This window comes from Meridianimarinicoccus zhengii (assembly GCF_003254465.1).
GTDB classification, from domain to species: Bacteria; Pseudomonadota; Alphaproteobacteria; order Rhodobacterales; family Rhodobacteraceae; genus Meridianimarinicoccus; species Meridianimarinicoccus zhengii.
In genome coordinates this window covers 19020-39083 of the sequence record NZ_QDFI01000014.1, presented here as the reverse complement: position 1 = coordinate 39083, position 20064 = coordinate 19020, and the positions used below count along the sequence as shown (strand labels likewise).

Annotated in this window: 17 protein-coding genes and 1 pseudogene; 3 read left to right on the top strand and 15 right to left on the bottom strand. The window is 66.2% G+C overall.

All coding sequences use genetic code 11. From position 1 onward, the window contains the following. Nucleotides 1–134: 134 nt before the first annotated feature. The 8 genes and pseudogenes from ccoS to ccoN form a co-directional block, all read right to left on the bottom strand. Nucleotides 135–287 (bottom strand): annotated as a pseudogene (ccoS, locus tag DDE13_RS23390) (cbb3-type cytochrome oxidase assembly protein CcoS); the annotation flags it as partial. Next, a complete protein-coding gene (locus DDE13_RS06630) occupies nucleotides 287–2566 on the bottom strand; it encodes a heavy metal translocating P-type ATPase (RefSeq protein ID WP_111402696.1) in 2280 nt (759 codons plus the stop codon). The pseudogene ccoS and the gene DDE13_RS06630, both read right to left, overlap by 1 nt. A gap of 6 nt (nucleotides 2567–2572) precedes the next feature. Further along, on the bottom strand, nucleotides 2573–3031 hold the full coding sequence (locus DDE13_RS06625; protein WP_328587836.1) for a FixH family protein: 459 nt from the start codon (nucleotides 3029–3031) through the stop codon (nucleotides 2573–2575). Next, nucleotides 3028–4527 carry a cytochrome c oxidase accessory protein CcoG gene (gene ccoG, locus DDE13_RS06620; RefSeq protein WP_111402694.1) on the bottom strand — a complete coding sequence of 500 codons (1500 nt, stop codon included), beginning with the start codon at nucleotides 4525–4527 and terminating at the stop codon, nucleotides 3028–3030. The genes DDE13_RS06625 and ccoG overlap by 4 nt, the downstream gene beginning before the upstream one ends. A 182-nt stretch (nucleotides 4528–4709) precedes the next feature. Further along, on the bottom strand, nucleotides 4710–5597 hold the full coding sequence (gene ccoP / locus DDE13_RS06615; protein WP_111402692.1) for a cytochrome-c oxidase, cbb3-type subunit III: 888 nt from the start codon (nucleotides 5595–5597) through the stop codon (nucleotides 4710–4712). Then, entirely contained in the window at nucleotides 5594–5815 is a 222-nt protein-coding gene (locus tag DDE13_RS06610) for a CcoQ/FixQ family Cbb3-type cytochrome c oxidase assembly chaperone (RefSeq protein WP_162630888.1), read from the bottom strand. Before DDE13_RS06610 ends, ccoP begins: the two co-directional genes overlap by 4 nt. Nucleotides 5816–5828: 13 nt before the next feature. Beyond that, a complete protein-coding gene (ccoO, locus tag DDE13_RS06605; protein WP_111402688.1) occupies nucleotides 5829–6554 on the bottom strand; it encodes a cytochrome-c oxidase, cbb3-type subunit II in 726 nt (241 codons plus the stop codon). A 12-nt stretch (nucleotides 6555–6566) separates the two neighbouring features. Continuing rightward, on the bottom strand, nucleotides 6567–8168 hold the full coding sequence (ccoN, locus tag DDE13_RS06600; RefSeq protein WP_111402686.1) for a cytochrome-c oxidase, cbb3-type subunit I: 1602 nt from the start codon (nucleotides 8166–8168) through the stop codon (nucleotides 6567–6569). A gap of 214 nt (nucleotides 8169–8382) precedes the next feature. Here ccoN and DDE13_RS06595 point away from each other — a divergent pair, with 214 nt between their 5' ends. Beyond that, entirely contained in the window at nucleotides 8383–9222 is an 840-nt protein-coding gene (locus tag DDE13_RS06595; RefSeq protein WP_111402684.1) for a universal stress protein, read from the top strand. Between the two features lie 76 nt (nucleotides 9223–9298). On the opposite strand, the gene fnrL is transcribed toward DDE13_RS06595, so the two are convergent. After that, entirely contained in the window at nucleotides 9299–10051 is a 753-nt protein-coding gene (gene fnrL / locus DDE13_RS06590) for a transcriptional regulator FnrL (RefSeq protein ID WP_111402682.1), read from the bottom strand. A gap of 61 nt (nucleotides 10052–10112) precedes the next feature. On the opposite strand from fnrL, the gene hemN reads away from it, so the two are divergent. After that, nucleotides 10113–11468 (top strand): oxygen-independent coproporphyrinogen III oxidase, encoded by a 1356-nt coding sequence (hemN, locus tag DDE13_RS06585; protein WP_111402680.1) that lies wholly within the window; start codon nucleotides 10113–10115, stop codon nucleotides 11466–11468. 6 nt (nucleotides 11469–11474) lie between these two features. Here the strand turns inward: hemN and DDE13_RS06580 are convergent, their stop codons facing one another. From DDE13_RS06580 to DDE13_RS06560, 5 genes are all read right to left on the bottom strand, one after another. Continuing rightward, nucleotides 11475–13118 (bottom strand): ABC transporter ATP-binding protein, encoded by a 1644-nt coding sequence (locus DDE13_RS06580; protein WP_111402678.1) that lies wholly within the window; start codon nucleotides 13116–13118, stop codon nucleotides 11475–11477. Next, on the bottom strand, nucleotides 13115–14266 hold the full coding sequence (locus DDE13_RS06575; RefSeq protein WP_111402676.1) for an ABC transporter permease: 1152 nt from the start codon (nucleotides 14264–14266) through the stop codon (nucleotides 13115–13117). The genes DDE13_RS06580 and DDE13_RS06575 overlap by 4 nt, the downstream gene beginning before the upstream one ends. 1 nt (nucleotide 14267) lies before the next feature. Continuing rightward, nucleotides 14268–15353, bottom strand: a complete 1086-nt coding sequence (locus DDE13_RS06570) for a microcin C ABC transporter permease YejB (RefSeq protein ID WP_111402674.1) — start codon at nucleotides 15351–15353, stop codon at nucleotides 14268–14270. A gap of 1 nt (nucleotide 15354) precedes the next feature. Continuing rightward, nucleotides 15355–17268, bottom strand: a complete 1914-nt coding sequence (locus tag DDE13_RS06565; protein WP_111402769.1) for an extracellular solute-binding protein — start codon at nucleotides 17266–17268, stop codon at nucleotides 15355–15357. Between the two features lie 162 nt (nucleotides 17269–17430). Continuing rightward, nucleotides 17431–18639 carry a c-type cytochrome gene (locus tag DDE13_RS06560; RefSeq protein WP_111402672.1) on the bottom strand — a complete coding sequence of 403 codons (1209 nt, stop codon included), beginning with the start codon at nucleotides 18637–18639 and terminating at the stop codon, nucleotides 17431–17433. 121 nt (nucleotides 18640–18760) lie between these two features. Between DDE13_RS06560 and DDE13_RS06555 the strand changes: the two genes are divergently transcribed. After that, nucleotides 18761–19603: a prephenate dehydratase gene (locus tag DDE13_RS06555; RefSeq protein WP_111402670.1), complete on the top strand. Its 843-nt coding sequence runs from the start codon at nucleotides 18761–18763 to the stop codon at nucleotides 19601–19603. A gap of 15 nt (nucleotides 19604–19618) precedes the next feature. Here the strand turns inward: DDE13_RS06555 and DDE13_RS22790 are convergent, their stop codons facing one another. Continuing rightward, a complete protein-coding gene (locus tag DDE13_RS22790; protein WP_162630887.1) occupies nucleotides 19619–20050 on the bottom strand; it encodes a hypothetical protein in 432 nt (143 codons plus the stop codon). Nucleotides 20051–20064: the final 14 nt, after the last annotated feature.

The following is a 20064-nucleotide window of genomic DNA, read 5'->3' as shown; positions in this document are numbered from 1 at the left end:
CCCGATCCGAGCGGGAACGGGCATTGCAAAGGCCCCACCGCACCCCGTCAGCCGCCCTTACGATTCTTCTGGGCCTTCGGGTCGCCGGAGAACATGTCGTCCGGGCCGGGGCGCAGGCTGTCGTCCGGGCCGGGGCGCGGGCTGTCATCGTAGTCGTCCGTCAGAATGCGGCGGCTGTCGCCATCCGGATCGTCATACTGGTTGCTGCGCAGCGTCCAGAAGAACGCGCCGAGACCCAGCAGGCCCAGTCCCAGCGACACAGGAATGAGAATACGCAGCACATCCATCAGGCCGCAGCCTCCCCCCCAGTCCCCGCTGCCGCTTCGGCGCGTGCGGGGCGCGGCACACCCCGCCCCGCCACCCGCAGCGCGTTCAGGGACACGGTGATCGACGACAGCGACATGGCAAGCGCCGCGATCAGCGGCGTCGCCAGCCCGGCCACCGCCAGCGGGACAGCGACCACGTTGTAGATCGTGGCAATCCGGAAATTCTCGCGGATGCGGCGGGTGGCCTGCACCGCCACCGCCCGCGCCTCGACCAGCGCCGACAGATCCTGCCCCACCAGGACGACATCGGACGCCACCCGCGCCGCATCGAGCGCCGACGCCGGCGAGACCGACACATGCGCCGCAGCCAGTGCCGCCGTGTCGTTCAGCCCGTCGCCCACCATCAGCACCCGCCCGCCTTCGTTGCGCAGCGTCGTGACGATGGCCGCCTTGTCCGCCGGGGTCGCGCGCGCCGTCCAGTCGTCGATCCCGAGCGCGCGTGCCACAGCCGCCACGGCAGCAGGCCCATCGCCCGACACGAGCTTTACTGCCAGCCCCTGCGCGCGCAATCCCGCCACGGCCGCGGCCGCGCCGGGGCGCAGGCTGTCGGCGAAGCGAAAGGCCAGAGGGGCCGCTTCGCCAACCCGCAGCCATGTGGACGGCATGTGACCCGCATCGCCGTCCGCCGCCCCGATCCAGTCGGGACGGCCGAGCCGCACGGTCTGACCCACGCACATGCCGGAAACGCCGTAGCCCGGCACCTCGCGCAAGCCGGTCACGTCGGCGGGCGCCACCCCGCGCGCCGCGGCGGCGGCCACAAGCGCCTGCGCAAGCGGATGCGACGATGCCTGCCCAAGCCCTGCCGCAATAGCCAGCGCCCCCGCGTCCAGCGCCGAGGGATTGACCAGTGCAGGCATTCCCGACGTGAGCGTCCCGGTCTTGTCGAACACCACCGTGTCGGCGGCGGCCAGCCGCTCCAGCGCCGTGCCCGACTTGATGAGCAGTCCCCGCCGGAACAGACGCCCCGACGCTGCGGTCGTGACCGCGGGCACGGCCAGCCCCAGCGCACACGGGCAGGTGATGATGAGAACGGCTGCCGCGATGTTGGTGGCCACCCGCAGATCGCCCGTCGCCAGGTACCAGCCCGCGAAGGACAAGGCCGCAAGGATATGCACACCGGGCGCATAGAGCTTTGCCGCCCGATCCGCGAGAGAGTGGTAATGGTCCCGCCCGCTTTCCGCCACCGCCACGAGATCGGTCAGTGCATGGAGCGAACTGTCCGCGCCGATGGCCGTGGCGCGCAGCACGAGCGGCCCGGTCAGGTTCACCTCCCCCGCGCTGACGCGGCAGCCCGGAAGCGCCTGCACAGGCAGGGTTTCCCCGGTCAGAAGCGACCGGTCCAGCTCGGACGCGCCGTCGACGACCACACCGTCCACGGGCATCCGCCCGCCGGGGCGGACCACGACATGATCGCCCACTGACAGGGCCGACAACGGTACGGCTTCCTCCACGCCATCGGCACGGCGGCGCGTGGCGCGGGGCACCTCCAGCGCCGCCAGTTCCTCCGCTGCCGAGCGCGCGATGGCCCGCGTGCGGTGATCCAGGTATCGCCCCGCCAGCAGGAAAAAGGTCAGCATCAGCGCCGCGTCGAAATAGGCATGGTGCCCCGACAGTATGGTTTCCCACAGCGAAGTGAACACCGCCAGCGCGATGGCCAGCGTGATCGGCACGTCCATGTTCAGCCGACCGTGGCGCAAGGCGGCGAAGGCGTTGCGATAGAACGGCTGGCCCGCGAAGATGATCGCCGGAAAGGTGATCGCTGCGCTGATCCAGTGAAACAGGTCGCGGGTCGCATCCTCGGCCCCCGACCAGACCGAGATCGACAGCAGCATCACGTTCATCGACGCGAAGCCCGCCACGCCGAGCCGCATCAGCAAGTCCCGCCCGGCACGGTCCGTCGTCGTCATGGCCACCGTGTCCGGGTCCAGTTCATGAGCGGCGATGCCCATGTCCGCCAGCCGGTCGATCAGCGCGTCGGGCACCATGTCGGGGTTGGCGACCACCGTGACCCGCTTGAGCGTCAGGTTGACCCGCGCACGATGCACGCCCGGCATGGCGGAAAGGCCCCGTTCCACCCGCGACATGCCCGCCGCGTCGCGCAGGTCGGGCAGCGACAGCACGATTCGCGCTTCGGACGCGCGGGCCTCGTGGCGCGCGAGGACATGGGCGGCGGGTGTCACGGCGCAGGCGGGACAGGCCATCAGGCCGGGGGCCTCAGACAGGTCAGGGACCTCGGACATGGCGGATCAGCGCGGCACGACCAGCGGCAGGCGCTGGCGGAACACGGTGCCGTCGGAGGCGGTCGCGCGGAGCCGGACAACCCAGTTGCCGGGATCGAGCGTGGCGGGGGCGGCGAACCGCGCCCCACGGCGCTCGAAATCGGGCGTGAAATCCGCCCGCTGGTGCGTCGCGCGCCCGACCAGCGCGGTCAGGTCCGTCACCGCGGCGGGCGCACCGGTTTCCGCATCCCGCAGAATCACCGCGATCTCGCCCTCGCCATATTCCGCCGACACGTCCCATCCCAGCGCAAGCTGGGCTTCGCGCGCTTCGTCATAGCCCTGGCTCGCGTCATAGGAATTGGCGACCTCCAGCCCCGAAAACGTCCGCACGGCGAAGAACGCCATGACGAGATTTACGGTGATGATGACGCCGAAGAAGCCGACGAACATCCACAGAACCTTGCGCCCCGTGAGTTCCCCCATCATTCCGCCCTGCCGTTGAAGACCGTGTCCTTGCTCGCGCGTTCGTTGCTGACCGTGTCCTGCACCCAGATCGTCAGGTCCGTCACCGCGCGGCTGGCCGCGGGGCTGTCTGGCGGCGCCATGACATAGACTCGCTGAAGCTTCGTCGAATCCGCGGGCACGATGACGGTCCCATCCTCGCTGCCCTCGGCCTCGACCACAAGGGCCGCGGGCGAGGTGATCGAGATCGCATAGGGCCGGTCCTCGCCATACTTGTTGCGCAGTCGCACGTCATACGTGTTGCGGATCGTGCCGTCGGACATCGTGACATAGACGGGGTTCCGCACCGGCGCCACGGTGATCGACAAGTCGGGCCGGATGAACAGCGCCACCACCAGCCCTACGCCCACGGCAGCCCAAAGGGCCGTGTACATGATCGTGCGGGCGCGGAAGATGTGCTTCCAGACCGGGATGCGGGGCTGGCCGGAACGTTCGTGTTCCTCGTCCGTCAGGGCCATGTAGCCGATCAGGCCGCGCGGTTTGCCGATCTTGTCCATCACCTCGTCGCAGGCGTCGATACACAACGCGCAAGTGATGCATTCCAGTTGCTGGCCGTCGCGGATGTCGATGCCCATCGGGCAGACATTCACGCAGGCGTTGCAGTCTATGCAGTCCCCGAGTTGCTGCTGGGTTTGTACCTCGTCCTCGGGCATGGCAAAGGCGGTCTTGTCGGCGGCATGGGTCGTGGCCGCTGCCCGCGCCGCGCCCTTGCGATGCTTGCCCCGTGGCTCCCCCCGCCAATCACGGTAGGCGACGGTGATCGTGTCCTCGTCCATCATCGCGGCCTGGATGCGCGGCCAGGGGCAGGCATAGATGCAGACCTGTTCGCGCATCAGCCCGCCGAAGACGAAGGTCGTCGCGGTCAGCAGAGCCACGGTCGTATAGGCCGCCGCATGAGCATTGAGCGTGAACAGATCCACGAACAGGGTCGGCGCATCCGAGAAGTAGAACACCCATGCCCCGCCCGTCGCAACGGCGATCAGCATCCATGTAATCCACTTGGTGACCCGCAACCGGACCTTGCGAGCATCCCATTTCTGCCGCAGCAGGCGGATGCGTGCGTTCCGGTCGCCTTCGATCCAGCGCTCGACGAGGATGAAGAGGTCGGTCCAGACCGTCTGCGGGCAGGTATAGCCGCACCAGACCCGCCCCAGCGCCGAGGTAAACAGGAACAGCCCGATCCCCGCCATGATGAGCAACCCGGCCACGAAATAAAACTCGTGCGGCCAGATCTCGATCCAGAAGAAGAAGAAGCGGCGGTTCGCCAGATCTACCAGCACCGCCTGGTCAGGCAATTGCGGCCCGCGATCCCAGCGCAGCCAAGGGGTGACGTAGTAGATCCCCAGCGTCACCACCATGATCGCCCATTTGAGGTTCCGGAACCGGCCCGAGACGCGCTTGGGAAAGATCGGTTCGCGCGCGGCATAGAGGCTCGGCGGGGTGTCCTCGGAAGTGCTCATCGGCTCGGTTCCATCGCTGGTATCAGATAAGGCGTATCTGCCATTCCGCTTTGCAAAGGTAATTGACTTGCATCAATCGTCATCGGGGCGTGACAGCATGTCCAGCCACCGGCGCCGGAACGAAGCCGGGGCCGTCGCCCCATCACGGGCGACGGCCCCGACGCGAAACGGCCACGCCGGAGTCACTCTTCGGTGACGCCCCCGCCCAGCTGGTGCACATAGGTGGCCACCGCCGCGATATCCGCCTCGGTCAGGCGGTTCTGCCACGGGGGCATCACGCCGTAACGGCTGTAAGTCACCGTTTCCACGATCGTCTCGTAGTCGCCGCCATAGAGCCAGATCGCATCGTTGAGCGCCGGTGCCCCGAGATCCGAGTTTCCGCTGCCGTCTTCCATGTGACAGGCGGCACATTCGTACAGGAACGTCTCTTCGCCCGCGGCTGCCATATCGGCATCGAGTGGATCGCGGCCGTTCAGCGTGTAGGCATAATGCGCGACCTGTTCGATTTCCTCGTCGGACAGGATCTCGCCATAGACCGGCATTTCAGAATACCGCGCATCAATGTCGTCCTCGTTCCGGATACCGTGCGAGATCGTGTAGTGGATCTCCTCTACCGTCCCGCCCCATAGCCAGTCGTCATCGAGCAGATTCGGATAGCCCGCGGCCTGAACGCCCGCCGCCCCCGACCCATGGCACTGGCTGCAGAAGGTCCGATAGACGGCAGCACCCTTGTTCACGGCATACTGGTTCAGGTCCGGATCGTCCGGGATCTCGGTCAGTGCGACGGACACGAGCCGTTCGTTGATCTCGGCATTCGCCGCCTGCGCGCGTTCGAGATCCGCCACCAGATCGCCACGGGTCGAAAACCCGAGCAGCCCCGAGGTCGCACCGGAAATCATCGGCCAGGCGGGGAAGGCGATGGTATAACCGATGCCCCAGACGATGGTGGCGTAGAACGTATACAGCCACCAGCGCGGCATCGGGTTGTCGTATTCCTCGATCCCGTCCCAGCTGTGCCCCGTGGTCTGCACGTCCTGCTTGTCGTGCGGGTCCTTGTGCGTCTTGCTCATGACCGCGCCTCCTTGCGGCTGTCGCGGCCAGGGGCGTCCTGCCGCGGGTCCGTCGCGTCGCGCGGACCGTCATCGTTGCGGAACACGGCGTTGGCCGCGTCCCGATAGCTGTCGTTGCGGCCGGTCAGCACCCAGACGACCACGGTCACGAAGACCACGAACATCCAGACAAGGCCGAAGCTGCCCAGCACCTCGCGCAGAAAGACATAGGTGTCCATGTTCCCCCCAAATCTAGCGGCTGGCATCGGGCGTGAAGGTCGAGAAATCGACCAGCGTGCCCAGCATCTGGAGATAGGCCACCAGCGCGTCCATTTCCGACACGCCCGGTTCATCGTCGAAATTCCGGGTCTGCGCGCCGGGATAGCGTTCGAGCAGTCCGTCCCAGTCACCGTCCGGATTGGCCTGCACGGTGAAATCGGCCCGGGCGTTTTCGATCATCTCGTCGGTGTAGGGCACGCCGAGCATCCGGTGGGTGCGCATCTTGTCTGCGACGTGTTCGCCGTCGATGAGCGTGTTCCCGAGGAAGGCATATTTCGGCATGATCGATTCCGGCACGACCGATTGCGGATCGCGCAGGTGCGCCACGTGCCACGCATCGGAGTACCGGCCGCCGACACGCGCAAGGTCTGGCCCGGTGCGCTTCGATCCCCACTGGAACGGGCGGTCATACATCGATTCCGCGGCAAGGCTGTAGTGGCCATAGCGCTCGATCTCGTCCCGCATGGGGCGGATCATTTGACTGTGGCAGACATAGCAGCCCTCGCGGACATAGATGTCGCGCCCTTCCAGTTCGAGCGGCGAATAGGGCCGCACGCCTTCGACCTCCTCGATGGTGTTCTCGAGATAGAAGAGCGGGGCGATTTCCACGATCCCGCCGATCGACACCACGATGAAGCTGAACACCGCCAGAAGCGTGACGTTCTTTTCAAGGATCTTGTGCTTGTTGAGAATGGACATGTCCCGTTTCCCTTATTCGGCGGGGGCCGCGGCGCGGGCGCCGGCACGTGCCACCCCCCGCGTCGCAGTCATCCACAGGTTGTATGCCATGATCAGCGCGCCGGCGACGTAGAGTGCCCCGCCCAGTGCGCGCACCACGTACATCGGGTATTTCGCGGCGACCGTGTCGGCGAAGGAGTTCACGAGGAAGCCGTTGGCATCCACTTCACGCCACATCAGGCCCTCCATGATGCCGGTGACCCACATGGACGCGGCGTAGAGAATGATCCCGATCGTCGCGAGCCAGAAGTGCCACGACACGAGGCTCAGCGAATAGAGCCGCTCCCGGTTCCATAGCCGCGGCACGAGGAAGTAGAGCGCGCCGAAGGTGATCATGCCGTTCCAGCCAAGCGCGCCGGAATGCACGTGCCCGATGGTCCAGTCGGTGTAATGCGACAGCGAGTTGACCGCGCGGATCGACATCATCGGCCCCTCGAAGGTCGACATCCCGTAGAAGCCCACCGAGATCACCATCATCCGGATCACCGGGTCTGTGCGAAGCTTGTCCCAAGCGCCCGACAGGGTCATCAGCCCGTTGATCATGCCGCCCCAGGACGGCATCCACAGGATGACCGACATCACCATGCCCAGCGTCGTCGCCCAGTCGGGCAGCGCCGTGTAATGCAGGTGGTGCGGCCCGGCCCAGATATACAGAAAGATCAGCGCCCAGAAGTGGATGATCGACAGCTTGTAGCTGTAGACCGGGCGCTCGGCCTGCTTGGGCACGAAGTAATACATCATGCCCAGGAACCCGGCGGTCAAAAGGAAACCCACCGCGTTGTGGCCATACCACCATTGCGTCATGGCGCCCTGAACGCCGGCGAACGCCTCGACCGATTGCGACCCGAAGATCGACACCGGCACCGCAAGGTTGTTGACCACGTGCAGCATCGCGATCGTCACGATGAACGCAAGGTAGAACCAGTTGGCGACGTAGATGTGGGGCTCGCGGCGCTTGACGATCGTGCCGACGAACACCGCCAGATAGGCGACCCAGACGATGGTCAGCCACAGGTCGACATACCAGCTCGGTTCCGCGTATTCCTTGGATTGCGTCGCGCCCAGCAGATAGCCGCTCGCCGCCAGCACGATGAACAACTGGTATCCCCAGAACACGAACCACGCGAGGTTCCCGCCCCACAGCCGCGCCGCTGTCGTGCGCTGCACGACGTAGAACGACGTGGCGATCAGCGCGTTGCCCGCGAAGGCGAAGATCACGGCCGAGGTGTGCAGCGGGCGCAGGCGCCCGAAATTCGTGAAGGGCTGGCCCCATTCGAAGTTCAGTTGCGGCCAGGCCAGTTGCGACGCGATGAACGTGCCGGCAAGAAAGCCGACGATGCCCCAGAACACCGTGGCGATCACGCCGTAGCGGACCACGCCGTCCATGTAGCCCGAGGTGTCCACCACCGGCTTGGGTTCGCCCACCCGGCGCACGGTATACAGGAACATGCCCCCCGCCAGCACCATGATCAGCAGCGCGTGGACATTGTAGGCGAGGTCGCGTGCGTAATTCGCGGCGATCGCGGCGGCGAGGGTGATCAACCCCAGCACAACGAGCTTCAGTGTATCGGTCATCTTCGTTCCCTTCTGCGTCCCTTTTCCGGCGGACCTGACGGCGTGGTGGCACATCCGAAAGACAGGACGGTCGGCCTGACAGTGGTGCGGGTATCTTGTGCCCCCGGCACGCGAGCCTTGATCCATGTCAAACCCGACGATAGCCCGACGGAATAGGGTTGCGAGCAGGACGGAAAGTCGCGGTCGCAATCGCCGCAGTTGGAGGATCAACGCCATGGCCTATCGAAATCTCCTGACCGTCATTCCCGACGCCACCGCCATCGAAGTGCAGATCGACGCCTGCCTCGCGCTGGCGCGGCGGCTTGACGCGCATCTGCACGTGCTGACCGTGGGCATCGACGATGTGCAGGTCGGCTATTACTTCGCCGGGGCCGACGCCGTGTTGCAGCAGACCAGCATGGCCATGGCCAACGACAAGGCCGAGGCGCTGCTGGCGGAGGTCCGCAAGCGTCTGGAGCCCGAGGATATCCGCTGGACGGCCGAGGCCGGCGTGGCGCAGATGGGGATGCTTGGCGATCTCGTGGCCGAGGCCGCGATGTTCACCGATCTCGTGGTACAGGCCCTGCCCTATGGCGCCCATGGCAGCGACGGGGGCGAAGCCGCGGTGGAGGCCGCCCTGTTCGCCGGGCGCGCGCCCGTGCTGCTGGTTCCCGACACCGGCCTGCCCGCGGATTTTCCACGCCATGCGGTCATCGGCTGGAACAGCGGGCTGGAGGCGATGGCCGCCGTACGCGGCGCGCTGCCCGCGCTGCAGATGGCCGGGACTGTCAGCGTCGCCATGGTGGCGCCGCCGGAACGCGGTCCGAAGCAGACCGCCCCCGGCGAAAGACTGTCAGCGATGCTGTCACGCCACGGCGTTGCGGCCGAGATCGCACTGCTGGCCAAGACCCATCCGCGGATCGCCGACGTGCTGGCAGACCATGTGCGCGACCAGCAGGCCGATCTTCTGGTGACGGGCGCCTACAGCCACTCGCGCCTGCGCGAGGCGATCCTTGGCGGTGCGACGCGGGAACTGATGGCGAAATCGCCCGTGCCGCTGCTGATGGCCCACTGACCCCGGTCGGGGCTGTCAACAGTTCGAGACAGGTCCGGCGGCGCCTGCTGTCAGCCGCCGCCGTCATCGGAAGAGATCAGATCGGCAGGCCGCCGTCGCTGTCGTCGCCCGCTTCTTCCAACAGGCGCGCAAGATCGGGGATGACGATGTGGCGCTTGCTGACCAGCTCGATCACGCCGTCGCGCTTCAGCGCCGACACCTGTCGGCTGACCGTTTCCAGCGTCAGGCCAAGATAGTCTGCCATGGCTTCCCGCGTCAGTGGCAGGTCGAATTCGAGCGTCCCGCCGCCGCGCAGCTTCTGCTGCAGCGACGCGTCGCGGCGGATGATGATCGCCAGTAGCGTCGCGATCTTTTCCCGTGCCGTCTTGCGGCCCAAGAGCAGCATCCATTCCCGCGCAGCGTCCAGTTCGTCCAGCGTCATCTCCAGAAGGCGCTGGCCGATATGGGGCGTGCGGATCATCAGTTCCTCGAACGGGCGCTTGCGGAAGCAGCACAGCACGATGTCCGTGGTCGCGGTCACGTCATAGGCCGCGGCGCGCCGCCCGGGCCGACCCACGAAATCCGACGGCAGCAACAGCCCGACCATCTGGGTGCGGCCGTCCTCCATCGTCTGGCTCAACGTGGCGATTCCGGTTACGATGGACGCCACGAAATCCATCTCGTCGCCGGACCACACGATGGTTTGCCCCGCTTCCACCGTGCGGTAGAATTTCAGCGCGTCGAGTTCTTCCAACTCATCCGCCTCGCAACGCGAGCACACGGCCCGATGCCGGATCGGGCAGTCTCCGCATTTGATCGACGCTGCCGCGGTTGCGGTCTGAAATCCCATTTCTTCACCCAATTGATCCGGATCAAGGCCCGGTGATTTACCGTCACATAGGGATAGGCGCATGGATACGCCAACTCAACTCTCGAAACTGGGGCTTTTTGACAGCCGGGTGCCGCGGTACACGAGCTATCCGACATCGCCACAGTTCAACCGCGACACCGGGGCCGATGCCATGGTGCGCTGGATCGACGCGATTCCCGCAAATAGCGCGATATCGCTGTACCTGCATGTGCCCTTTTGCCGAAGGTTGTGCTGGTTCTGCGCCTGCCGCACGCAGGGTACAAGCAACATGGCGACGGTGGAGGCGTATCTCGAAACGCTGCGCACCGAGCTTGCCATGCTCAAGGCGCGACTGGCACCCGGCGTCACCTTGTCGCGGCTCCATTGGGGGGGCGGCACGCCCACGCTGATGACCGGCGACATGATGCGCGATCTCGCTGACCGAATCCGCGACATCGCGCCCATGGCGGAGGGTGGCGAATTCTCGGTCGAAATCGACCCGAACGAGATCGACGAGGACCGCCTCGATGCGCTGGTGGCCGCGGGCATGAACCGGGCCAGCATCGGCGTGCAGGATTTCGACCCGCAGATCCAGGAAACCATCGGGCGTATCCAGCCCTATGACCTGACCCGCCGGGTGGCGGACGCCCTGCGCGACCGGGGCATCGCCAGCCTGAACGCGGATATTCTGTATGGCCTGCCGCACCAGACCCGCGAACGGATCGCCGACAGCGTGCAGCAGCTTCTGTCGCTGGCCCCTGACCGGGTGGCGCTTTACGGTTATGCCCATGTGCCGTGGATGGCACGGCGGCAATCCATGATCCCCGAAGACGCGTTGCCCACCGCGCAGGCGCGGCTGGCGCTGTTCGACACCGCGCGCGAGTTGTTCGAATGGGACGGCTATCGCGCCATCGGCATCGACCATTTCGCGCGCCCGGATGACGGACTGGCCGTGGCGCAGGCAGAGGGGCGACTGAGGCGCAATTTCCAGGGCTACACCGACGACACGGCCGACGTGCTGATCGGGCTGGGGGCGTCCTCCATCTCGCGCTTTCCGCAAGGTTTCGCGCAGAACGCGGCGTCCACGGGGGAATACACCAAGCATATCCGCGCGGGGCGCTTCGCCACTACCCGCGGGCACGCCTTCCGGGGCGACGATCTGCTGCGCGCCCGGATCATCGAGGCGCTGATGTGCGATTTCCGTGTCGATGCAGCCGAGCTTGCGGACCGCTTCGGGCTGTCGTCTGCACGCTTTGCGGCATTGTGCCAACCCGTTCAGCAGCGGTTCGGCCGCTTCGTGGCGCTCGATGCGCAGGGGCTTTCGATCGTGCCCGAAGGCCGCCCGCTGACCCGCATGATCGCGCGGGACTTCGATGCGTATGACATGGCGTCGACCGGGCACTCATCGGCCGTGTGACGGCTCTCAGCCGCCCTTGCGCCGCAGCGGCACCACGACCCCGCCATCGGCCTGCACCTGCGGCAGGTTCAGCGCGGCGGCCAGCAATTCGCGGGTATAGGGCTCGCGCGGGGCGTCGAATACCTGTTCGGCGCTGCCCGCCTCCACGATATCGCCGCGCTGCATCACGATGACCTGGTGCGCCATCGCCCGCACCACCCGCAGGTCGTGGCTGATGAACAGATAGGCCAGCCCGTACTTCCGCTGCAGGCTGCGCAGCAGGTCCACGATCTGCACCTGCACCGTCATGTCGAGCGCCGAGGTCGGTTCGTCCAGCACCACGAGCCGGGGCCGCAGGATCATCGCGCGCGCGATGGCGATCCGCTGGCGCTGCCCGCCGGAAAACTCATGCGGATAGCGGTCGGCCATGGCCGGATCGAGCCCGACCTCGGTCAGCATCTCGGCCACCGCCATCTTGGCATCCTGCCCATCGGGCACACCGTGCACGCCCAGCCCCTCGGCGATGATCTGGCCCACGTTCATGCGCGGACTCAGCGATCCGAACGGGTCCTGGAACACGATCTGCATGTGCTTGCGCAGCGGGCGGAGCGCGGACGACTTCCAGCCCTGCACGTCCTGCCCCTGGAACACGATCGGCCCTTCGGACGACACGAGCCGCATCAGCGCAAGTGCAAGGGTCGTCTTGCCCGAACCGCTCTCGCCCACGATCCCCAAAGTCTCGCCGGCCCGCACGGCCAGTTGTGCGTGATTCACCGCCTTCACATGGCCCACCGTCCGGCGCAGGATGCCGCGGGTGATCGGAAACCAGACGCGCAGCCCGTCGGTGCGCACGATCTCGGGTGCATCTTCAGCAACCGGATCGGGCCGCCCCGTCGGTTCGGCCGCCAGCAGCTTGCGGGTATAGGCATGGCTGGGCGCATCGAAGACCGTTTCGGTCGGACCCTGTTCCACGATCTCGCCGTGCTGCATCACGCAGACACGGTCCGCGAAGCGCCGCACGATCCCCAGGTCATGGGTGATGAACAGAAGGCTCATGCCTTCCTCGTCCTTGAGCCGCTTGAGCAGGTCGAGGATCTGCGCCTGGATCGTCACGTCGAGCGCGGTGGTCGGTTCGTCCGCCACCAGCAGTTTCGGCCCGTTCGCCAGCGCCATGGCGATCATCACGCGCTGCCGCTGCCCGCCCGACAACTGGTGCGGATAGGCGCCCAGCCGCTCTTCCGCGTCCGCGATGCCGACCTTTTCCAGCAGGTCGATGATGCGCGCGCGTGCCTTGTCGCCCGCCAACCCCTGGTGCAGCTTCAGGCTTTCGCCGATCTGCTTTTCCAGCGTGTGCAGCGGGTTGAGGCTGGTCATCGGCTCCTGGAAGATGAAGCTGATGTCGTTGCCGCGAATGTCGCGCAGCCGCGCCTCGGGGGCGCCCACCATCTCGCGCGACCCGAACTGCACCGACCCCGAGACCTGCGCGCTGTCGGGCAGAAGCGAGACGGTGGACAGCGCTGTCACCGACTTGCCCGACCCCGACTCGCCCACCAGCGCGACGGTCTCGCCCGCGCCGACGGTGAAGCGCACGCCGCGCACGGCGTGCACGGTCTTGCCGTCCTGCGCGAAGCGCACGTCCAGATCGGTGACGCTGAGAACGGTATCGGTCATTGGAAGGTCTTTCGCGGGTCGAACGCGTCGCGCACGCCCTCAAAAATGAACACCAGCAGCGACAGCATGATGGCGAAGGTGAAGAACGCGGTGAAGCCGAGCCACGGAGCCTGCAGGTTCTGCTTGGCCTGCAAGGTCAGTTCCCCAAGCGAGGGCGCCGACGAAGGCAACCCGAAGCCGAGGAAATCGAGCGCGGCCAGCGACCCCAGCGTGCCCGTGATGACGAAGGGCAGCATCGTCAGCGTGGCCACCATGGCGTTCGGCAGCACGTGCCGGAACATGATCGTACCGTTGCCGACCCCCAGCGCGCGGGCGGCGCGGACGTATTCGAAATTGCGCGCCCGCAGGAATTCGGCCCGCACGACTCCCACCAGCGCGGTCCACCCGAAGAGCGTCATGAGGAACACCAGCAACCAGAAATTCATCTGGAAGATCGCGGCGACGATGATGATGATGTACAGGCTTGGCGTGGCGCCCCACAGTTCGATCACGCGCTGGAAGATCAGGTCGATCCAGCCGCCGAAATAGCCCTGCACCGCGCCCGCCGCGATGCCGATGACGGAGGTCAGCGCGGTCACCACCAGCGCGAACATCACCGACAGCCGAAAGCCATAGATGACCCGCGCCAGCACGTCGCGGGCCGTGTCGTCCGTGCCCAGCCAGTGGGTGCCGTCGGGCGCGGATGGCGCGGTGCCGTCGATGTCGTTGATCGTGTCGTAGCTGAACGGGATCAGCGGCCAGAGCAGCCAACCGCGTTCCACGTCCTGCCCGTCGAAGGCGCCCGTGTCGCGGACCTGCGTTATGACCTCTTCCGGGTCGTCCCAGCAGTCTTCGAGCCCGCCCGACACGATCAGGCATCGCACCTCGATGTCGCGGTAGATCGCTTCGGTGCGGAAATCGCCGCCGAACGCGGTTTCGGGGTAGAAGTTGAATATCGGCGTAAAAAATTCGCCGCGATACTGCACGAGGATCGGCTTGTCATTGGCGATGAACTCGGCGAACAGCGTGATCCCGAACAGCACCGAGAACACCATCAGCGAAATATAGGCCCGCGTGTTCGCCTTGAAGTTGCGCCAGCGCCGCTGGTTCAGGGGCGACAGGCGCGGGCGCGGGACGGGAATGGCGGGGATAGGGTCAGCGACGGCCATATCAGGTCTCCCGCGTCTCGAAATCGATGCGCGGATCGATCCACACATACATGAGGTCCGACACCAGGCCCATCAGCAGCCCGATCAGACCGAACACGTAGAGCGTGCCGAAGATCACCGGGTAATCGCGGCTCACCGCCGCCTCGAACCCGAGCCGCCCCAGACCGTCGAGCGAGAAGATCGTCTCGATGATGAGCGAGCCGCCGAAAAACACCTGCACGAACACGGCCGGGAAACCCGCGATCACGATCAGCATCGCGTTGCGGAAGACATGGCCATAGAGCACCCGGGATTCCGTCAGCCCCTTGGCCTTGGCGGTCATGACGTACTGTTTCTTGATCTCGTCCAGAAAGCTGTTCTTGGTCAGCAGCGTCAGCGTGGCGAAGGCGGATATGGTGGAGGCCAGCACCGGCAGCGTGATGTGCCACAGGTAATCCACGATCTTGCCCCAGGCGCTCAGCTCTTCCCAGTTATCTGACGCGAGCCCGCGCAGCGGAAACCATTGCAGGTACGACCCGCCCGCGAAAAGCACGAGCAGCAGAATGGCGAACAGGAAGCCGGGGATCGCGTAGCCGACGATGATCAGCCCGCTGGTCCATGTGTCGAATTTCGACCCGTCGCGCACCGCCTTGCGGATGCCGAGCGGGATCGACACGAGATAGGCGATCACCGTGGACCACAGCCCAAGGGTGATCGAAACCGGCAGCTTTTCGATCACGAGGTCCACGACCGAGATCGACCGGAAGTAGCTCTCCCCGAAATCGAAGCGCGCGTAATCCCACAGCATGATGAAGAACCGCTGCCAGGCGGGCTTGTCGAAGCCGAACTGCGCCTCAAGCTCGGCGATGAACTCGGGCGGCAGGCCGCGCGCGCCCATGTAACGGTCGTCGCTGCCTTCGCCTCCACCGCCGCCTGCATCGGCGCCGCCGCCCACGGCTTCAAACACGTCGCCCTGACCGTCCATCTGGGCGATGATCTGTTCGATCGGCCCACCGGGCACGAACTGCACCATGGCAAAGTTGATCAGCATGATGCCGATCAGCGTCGGGATGATGAGCCCGAGCCGCCGCAGGATGTAGGCGCCCATGCTACAGCGCCCCCGCGGCTTCCAGCGCGGCGGCCTTATCCGCGTCCCACCACCAGAAATCGAGATTGCCAAGACTGTAGGGCGGCAGGTCTTCCGGATAGCCGTACATGTCGAAATAGGCGACCGTATGCGTGTCCTTGTTCCACTGGGGCACCCAGAACTTCAGCGACCGCAGCACCCGGTCCAGCGCCCTGATCGACGCGTGCAGGTCTTCCTCCGTCTCGGCGGCCAGAACGACCTCGATCAACCGGTCCACCGCCGGGTCGCGCAGGCCCATCTTGTTGAACACGTCGTCGTCCGCGTTCTCCGATCCGAAATACTGCCGCAACTCGCTGCCCGGGATGTAGCCCGTGGGCACAAAGGCCGTCACCAGGTCGAAATCGAAATTCGGCGGGCGCTCCCGCGCCTCTGCCTGCGCGTTGTCCACACGGACATGGCGCGCGTCGATGCCGAGCCGTTTGAGATTTTCGACATAGGGGTTGATGACCCGGTCGAAGGTCTGGCTGTCGTTCAGGAATTCAACCGACAGCACCTGCCCGTCCTTGCGCCGCAACCCGTCGTCGCCGACGATCCAGCCCGCCTCTTCCAGCAGCGCCGCGGCGCGCCGCAGGTTGCCCCGGTCGAGCTGACGGTCGCCGCTTTGCGGCAGGCTGTAGGGCGGATCGGTCAGCAGGTCCTCGGAAATCAGGCCCTCCTCCACCAGGGGCCGCAGGATCGCAACTTCGGCCTCTGTCGGTGGGCCTTCGGGTTCCAGGTACGAGTTGTCCCAGAAACTGTCGACGCGGGCGTAAAGATCATAGAACAGCGTCGCGTTGGTCCATTCGAAGTTGAACATCATTCCGATGGCCTCGCGCACGCGCGGGTCCTGGAATTGCGGGCGGCGCATGTTGAACACCCATGCCTGGTTGGTCGCCTTGTTGCCGTTGGGCAGCTCGGCCTTCACCACATGGCCCGCATCGAGTGACGGAAAGTCGTAGCCCGTCGCCCAGATCTTGGAGCTTGCCTCGTTGCGGAAGGTATAGGTGCCCGCCTTGAACCCTTCGAAAGCGGCGTTGTAATCGGCGTAGTATTCGATGCGCAGCCGGTCGAAATTGTAACGCCCGCGGTTGATCGGCAGGTCCGCACCCCACCAGTCGGGATCGCGCTCGTATACGACGGTCTGCCCGACATCCATCTCGCCCAGCACGTAGGGCCCGGACCCCAGAAGCGGCTCCAGCGAGCTTTCCTCGAAGTCCCGGTCGTTCTCGGTAAAATGGGCCTGCGAGAACACGGGCAGCCCGCCGACGTCCAGTATCAGATCGCGTGTCGGGATGCCGTCCTCGAAGTCGAAGCGCACGCGCCGGTCGTCCAGCGCTTCGGCCACGGCGACCTTGCGCGACAATTGTGCGCGGAAACTTGGCAGCCCCTTGTCCCGAAGAAGCTCGTAGGAGAACACCACATCGGCCGCTGTCAGGGGCGAGCCGTCGGAAAAGGTCACACCCTCGCGCAGCGTGAACACCACCTCGGACCGGTCCGCCGGGTACTTGATCGTTTCGCACAGCAGGCAATAGGCGGTCCCGATCTCGTCGGCCGTGCCTGTCAGCAGTGTCTCGAAGAAGATCGACGCCAGCCCGGCCGCGCGCCCCTTCACGGTGTAGGGGTTCATGCTGTCGAACGACCCGAAGGCCCAGACCGACATCTCGCCGCCCTTGGGCGCGTCGGGATTCACATATGCCAGATTCCGGAAATCAGGGCCGTATTTCAGGTCCCCGAATGTCGCGATGCCATGCGCCGTGATCGTGTCATCCTGCGCATGGGCCGGACCGAGCAGGGCTGCAGCCGCAAGGATCGCCCCGACGAGGGCGCGGTCGAGAGGGCGGTTCGGTCGCCGGACGGTGTGGGTAGCGGTGTCGGCGGCATGGGCATGGCGCGGCATCGGATCCTCCGGCGTCATTTGTCGTTTACAACAGCTATGGGGCATCGGGTCGCGGGTTCAAGCCGTGATTGCGAAACCGTGACCACCCGGGCGGGCGACATGCGCAAAAAGAAGGGGCCGCCCGCATCGCGGACGGCCCCGACAGACACAGGGAATGCAGCGTCAGTTCAGAGACTCGATATAGGCGATCACGTTGGCGCGGTCCTGCATGTCCCGCAGACCAGTGTAGCTCATCGACGTGCCCTGCGCGAAGTCACGCGGGTTTTCCAGCCAGGCGTTCAGGTTGTCCAGCGTCCACTCGCCCTCGGGCAGTGCCCCGGAATAACGGAACCCGTCCACCGCCCCGATAGTCCGCCCGACGATATCCACAAGATGCGGACCCACCCGGTTCTGCTCCTTGTCCGCGACGTGGCAGGCCTGGCATTGGCGGAACACACGCTCGCCAGCGGCAGCGTCCGCCTCCTCGTAGGCGGCCACGAAGGGCGACGCCTCGGTCGTTTCCGCTGCCGCGTCCTCCGCTGGCGCTTCGGCCGACTGGGTTTCTTCAGCCGGGGCCGCTTCGTCTGCGCCGCTGGAGTCCTCCTCCGGGGCTGCGTCCTGCCCTGAGGCTTCGGCCGTATCGGACGTCTCGTCGGCCGCTTCGGCGCCGGACGCGTCCGCGCTGGTTTCGCCTTCAGCCGGGGCTTCGTCCGCATCGGACGCCGCGGCCGTTTCGGTGGACGCCTCGGTCTCCTCGGCCTCCGCTTCGGGCGCCGGAGTTTCTTCCGTAGCGTCATCGGCCGAAGCGCTTTCCGTTTCCAAAGCGGCTTCCTCCGGCGCGGCGGTCTCCCCGGCATTGGCGTCTTCTGCGGGCATGGTGAAGTCAGGCGATTTGGACACCAGATAGGCGATCAGGTCGGCCCGGTCCTCGTTGTCCGACAGCCCGCGATAGTTCATCGAGGTGCCTTCCGCGAAACCCGACGGGTTCTCGATCCAGGCGCTCATCCTGTCGATGTTCCAGACCTCGCCCGCCGGCAAAGCGCCGGAATAGTTGAAGTCGCCGATGGACGCGATCTCGCGCCCCATGACACCGTCGAGATGCGGGCCGACACCGTTCGCCGGCTCGTCGATCTTGTGGCAGGCGGCGCAGGCGCGGAACACGCGCTCACCCGCGCCCGCATCGGCGGCGGCGACCAGCTCGACCATGTTGACCTCTTCTTCGACGGCTTCCTCGCCGCCCTCGTCGCTGCCCGTGTCGATCACGTAGGCCTGCTCGTGGGCGCCGTGGCCGCCGTGGTACAGGGCCTCCCCGACCCAGCCGCCCAGCAGGTAGACGAGCAGCGCGCCACAGAACGCGCCCACAACCTTCGTCAGTGTCATCGTGTCAAGCATCGCACAGCCTCATGTCGCAAGTTGGCGCCATCTAGCGGGTTCCCCTCTCTGGCTTCAAGGTATAATGCCGCGACCAAACGCCCGTTGCCGGGTGCGGATCACGTCATGACCGGGGACATAGATGCCGATCATCGCTTTTCAGGGGGAAAACGGCGCGTATTCCCACGAAGCCTGCCGGACGGCCCGCCCCGACCACGATGCCCTGCCCTGCCACACCTTCGAGGACGTGATCGACGCGGTGCGCGACGGCAAGGCTGACCTGGCCATGCTGCCGGTGGAAAACACGACCTACGGGCGCGTGGCGGACATCCACCGCCTGCTACCCGAAAGCGGCCTGCACATCGTGGACGAGGCGTTCGTGCGGGTGCATATCAATCTGCTCGCCGTGCCGGGGACGAAACTGGCAGACGTGCGCGAGGCGATGTCCCATACGGTGCTGCTGGGCCAGTGCCGGGGGTTCCTGCGCGAACACGGCATCTTGCCGGTGACCGGTGCCGATACCGCCGGGTCGGCGCAGATCGTGGCCGCGGCGGGCAATCCGGCGCGCGCAGCACTGGCATCGGAACTTGCCGGCGCGATCTACGGTCTGGATGTGCTGGCCCGCCATATCGAGGACCAGAGCACCAACACCACCCGGTTTCTCATCATGGCGCGCGACCCAGACCCGACCCCGCGCGGCGACGCAGGCATGATGACAAGCTTCGTGTTCCGGGTGCGGAACATCCCGGCCGCGCTTTACAAGGCGATGGGCGGATTCGCGACGAACGGGGTCAACATGACCAAGCTGGAAAGCTACATGGTCGGCGGATCCTTCACGGCGACGCAGTTCTTCGCCGACATCGAAGGCCACCCGTCGGACCCGGCCGTGGCCCGCGCGCTCGAGGAACTGGACTACTTTACCACCACGGTGGAAATCCTCGGCACCTACCCGGCCGATCCGCGCCGTCACGACCCGCCGGGCTGACACCGCGCAGGGCGGTCACATGGCCCGCGCGGCCAGTTGGGCTGAAAGCCGGTCCAGGAGCGATCCGATCCGCGCGCGCAACGCGGGTTCCGACAGCGAAAGCATCGCCAGAAGCGCCCGCCCTCGCAGTCCCGCCGCGGCGACCGTCACCTCGGCCCGCAACTGCGCCGCGCGCAGTCCGTCTGCCTCTGCGGCCAGCGCCAGATCGGCGGACACCCCGTCCATCCGGGCCGCCGCGTGGCACGCATCGTCGGGGCAAGGTGCGGACAGCCAGACCCGCCCCTCCCGCGCGATACCAGCGACCGGGGCTGTGATCCGCCAGTGCCCGGCCATGCCCGGTTCGGGCGGCAAGGGTTCGAGCCGGGGTGCCATCGCGTCGATCAGCGGCGCCGGGTCCGCAAGCGCGCGGCGCACCACGTCCACGGGCAGCGCGACGGGGCGTTGCACCACGAGCCGCATCG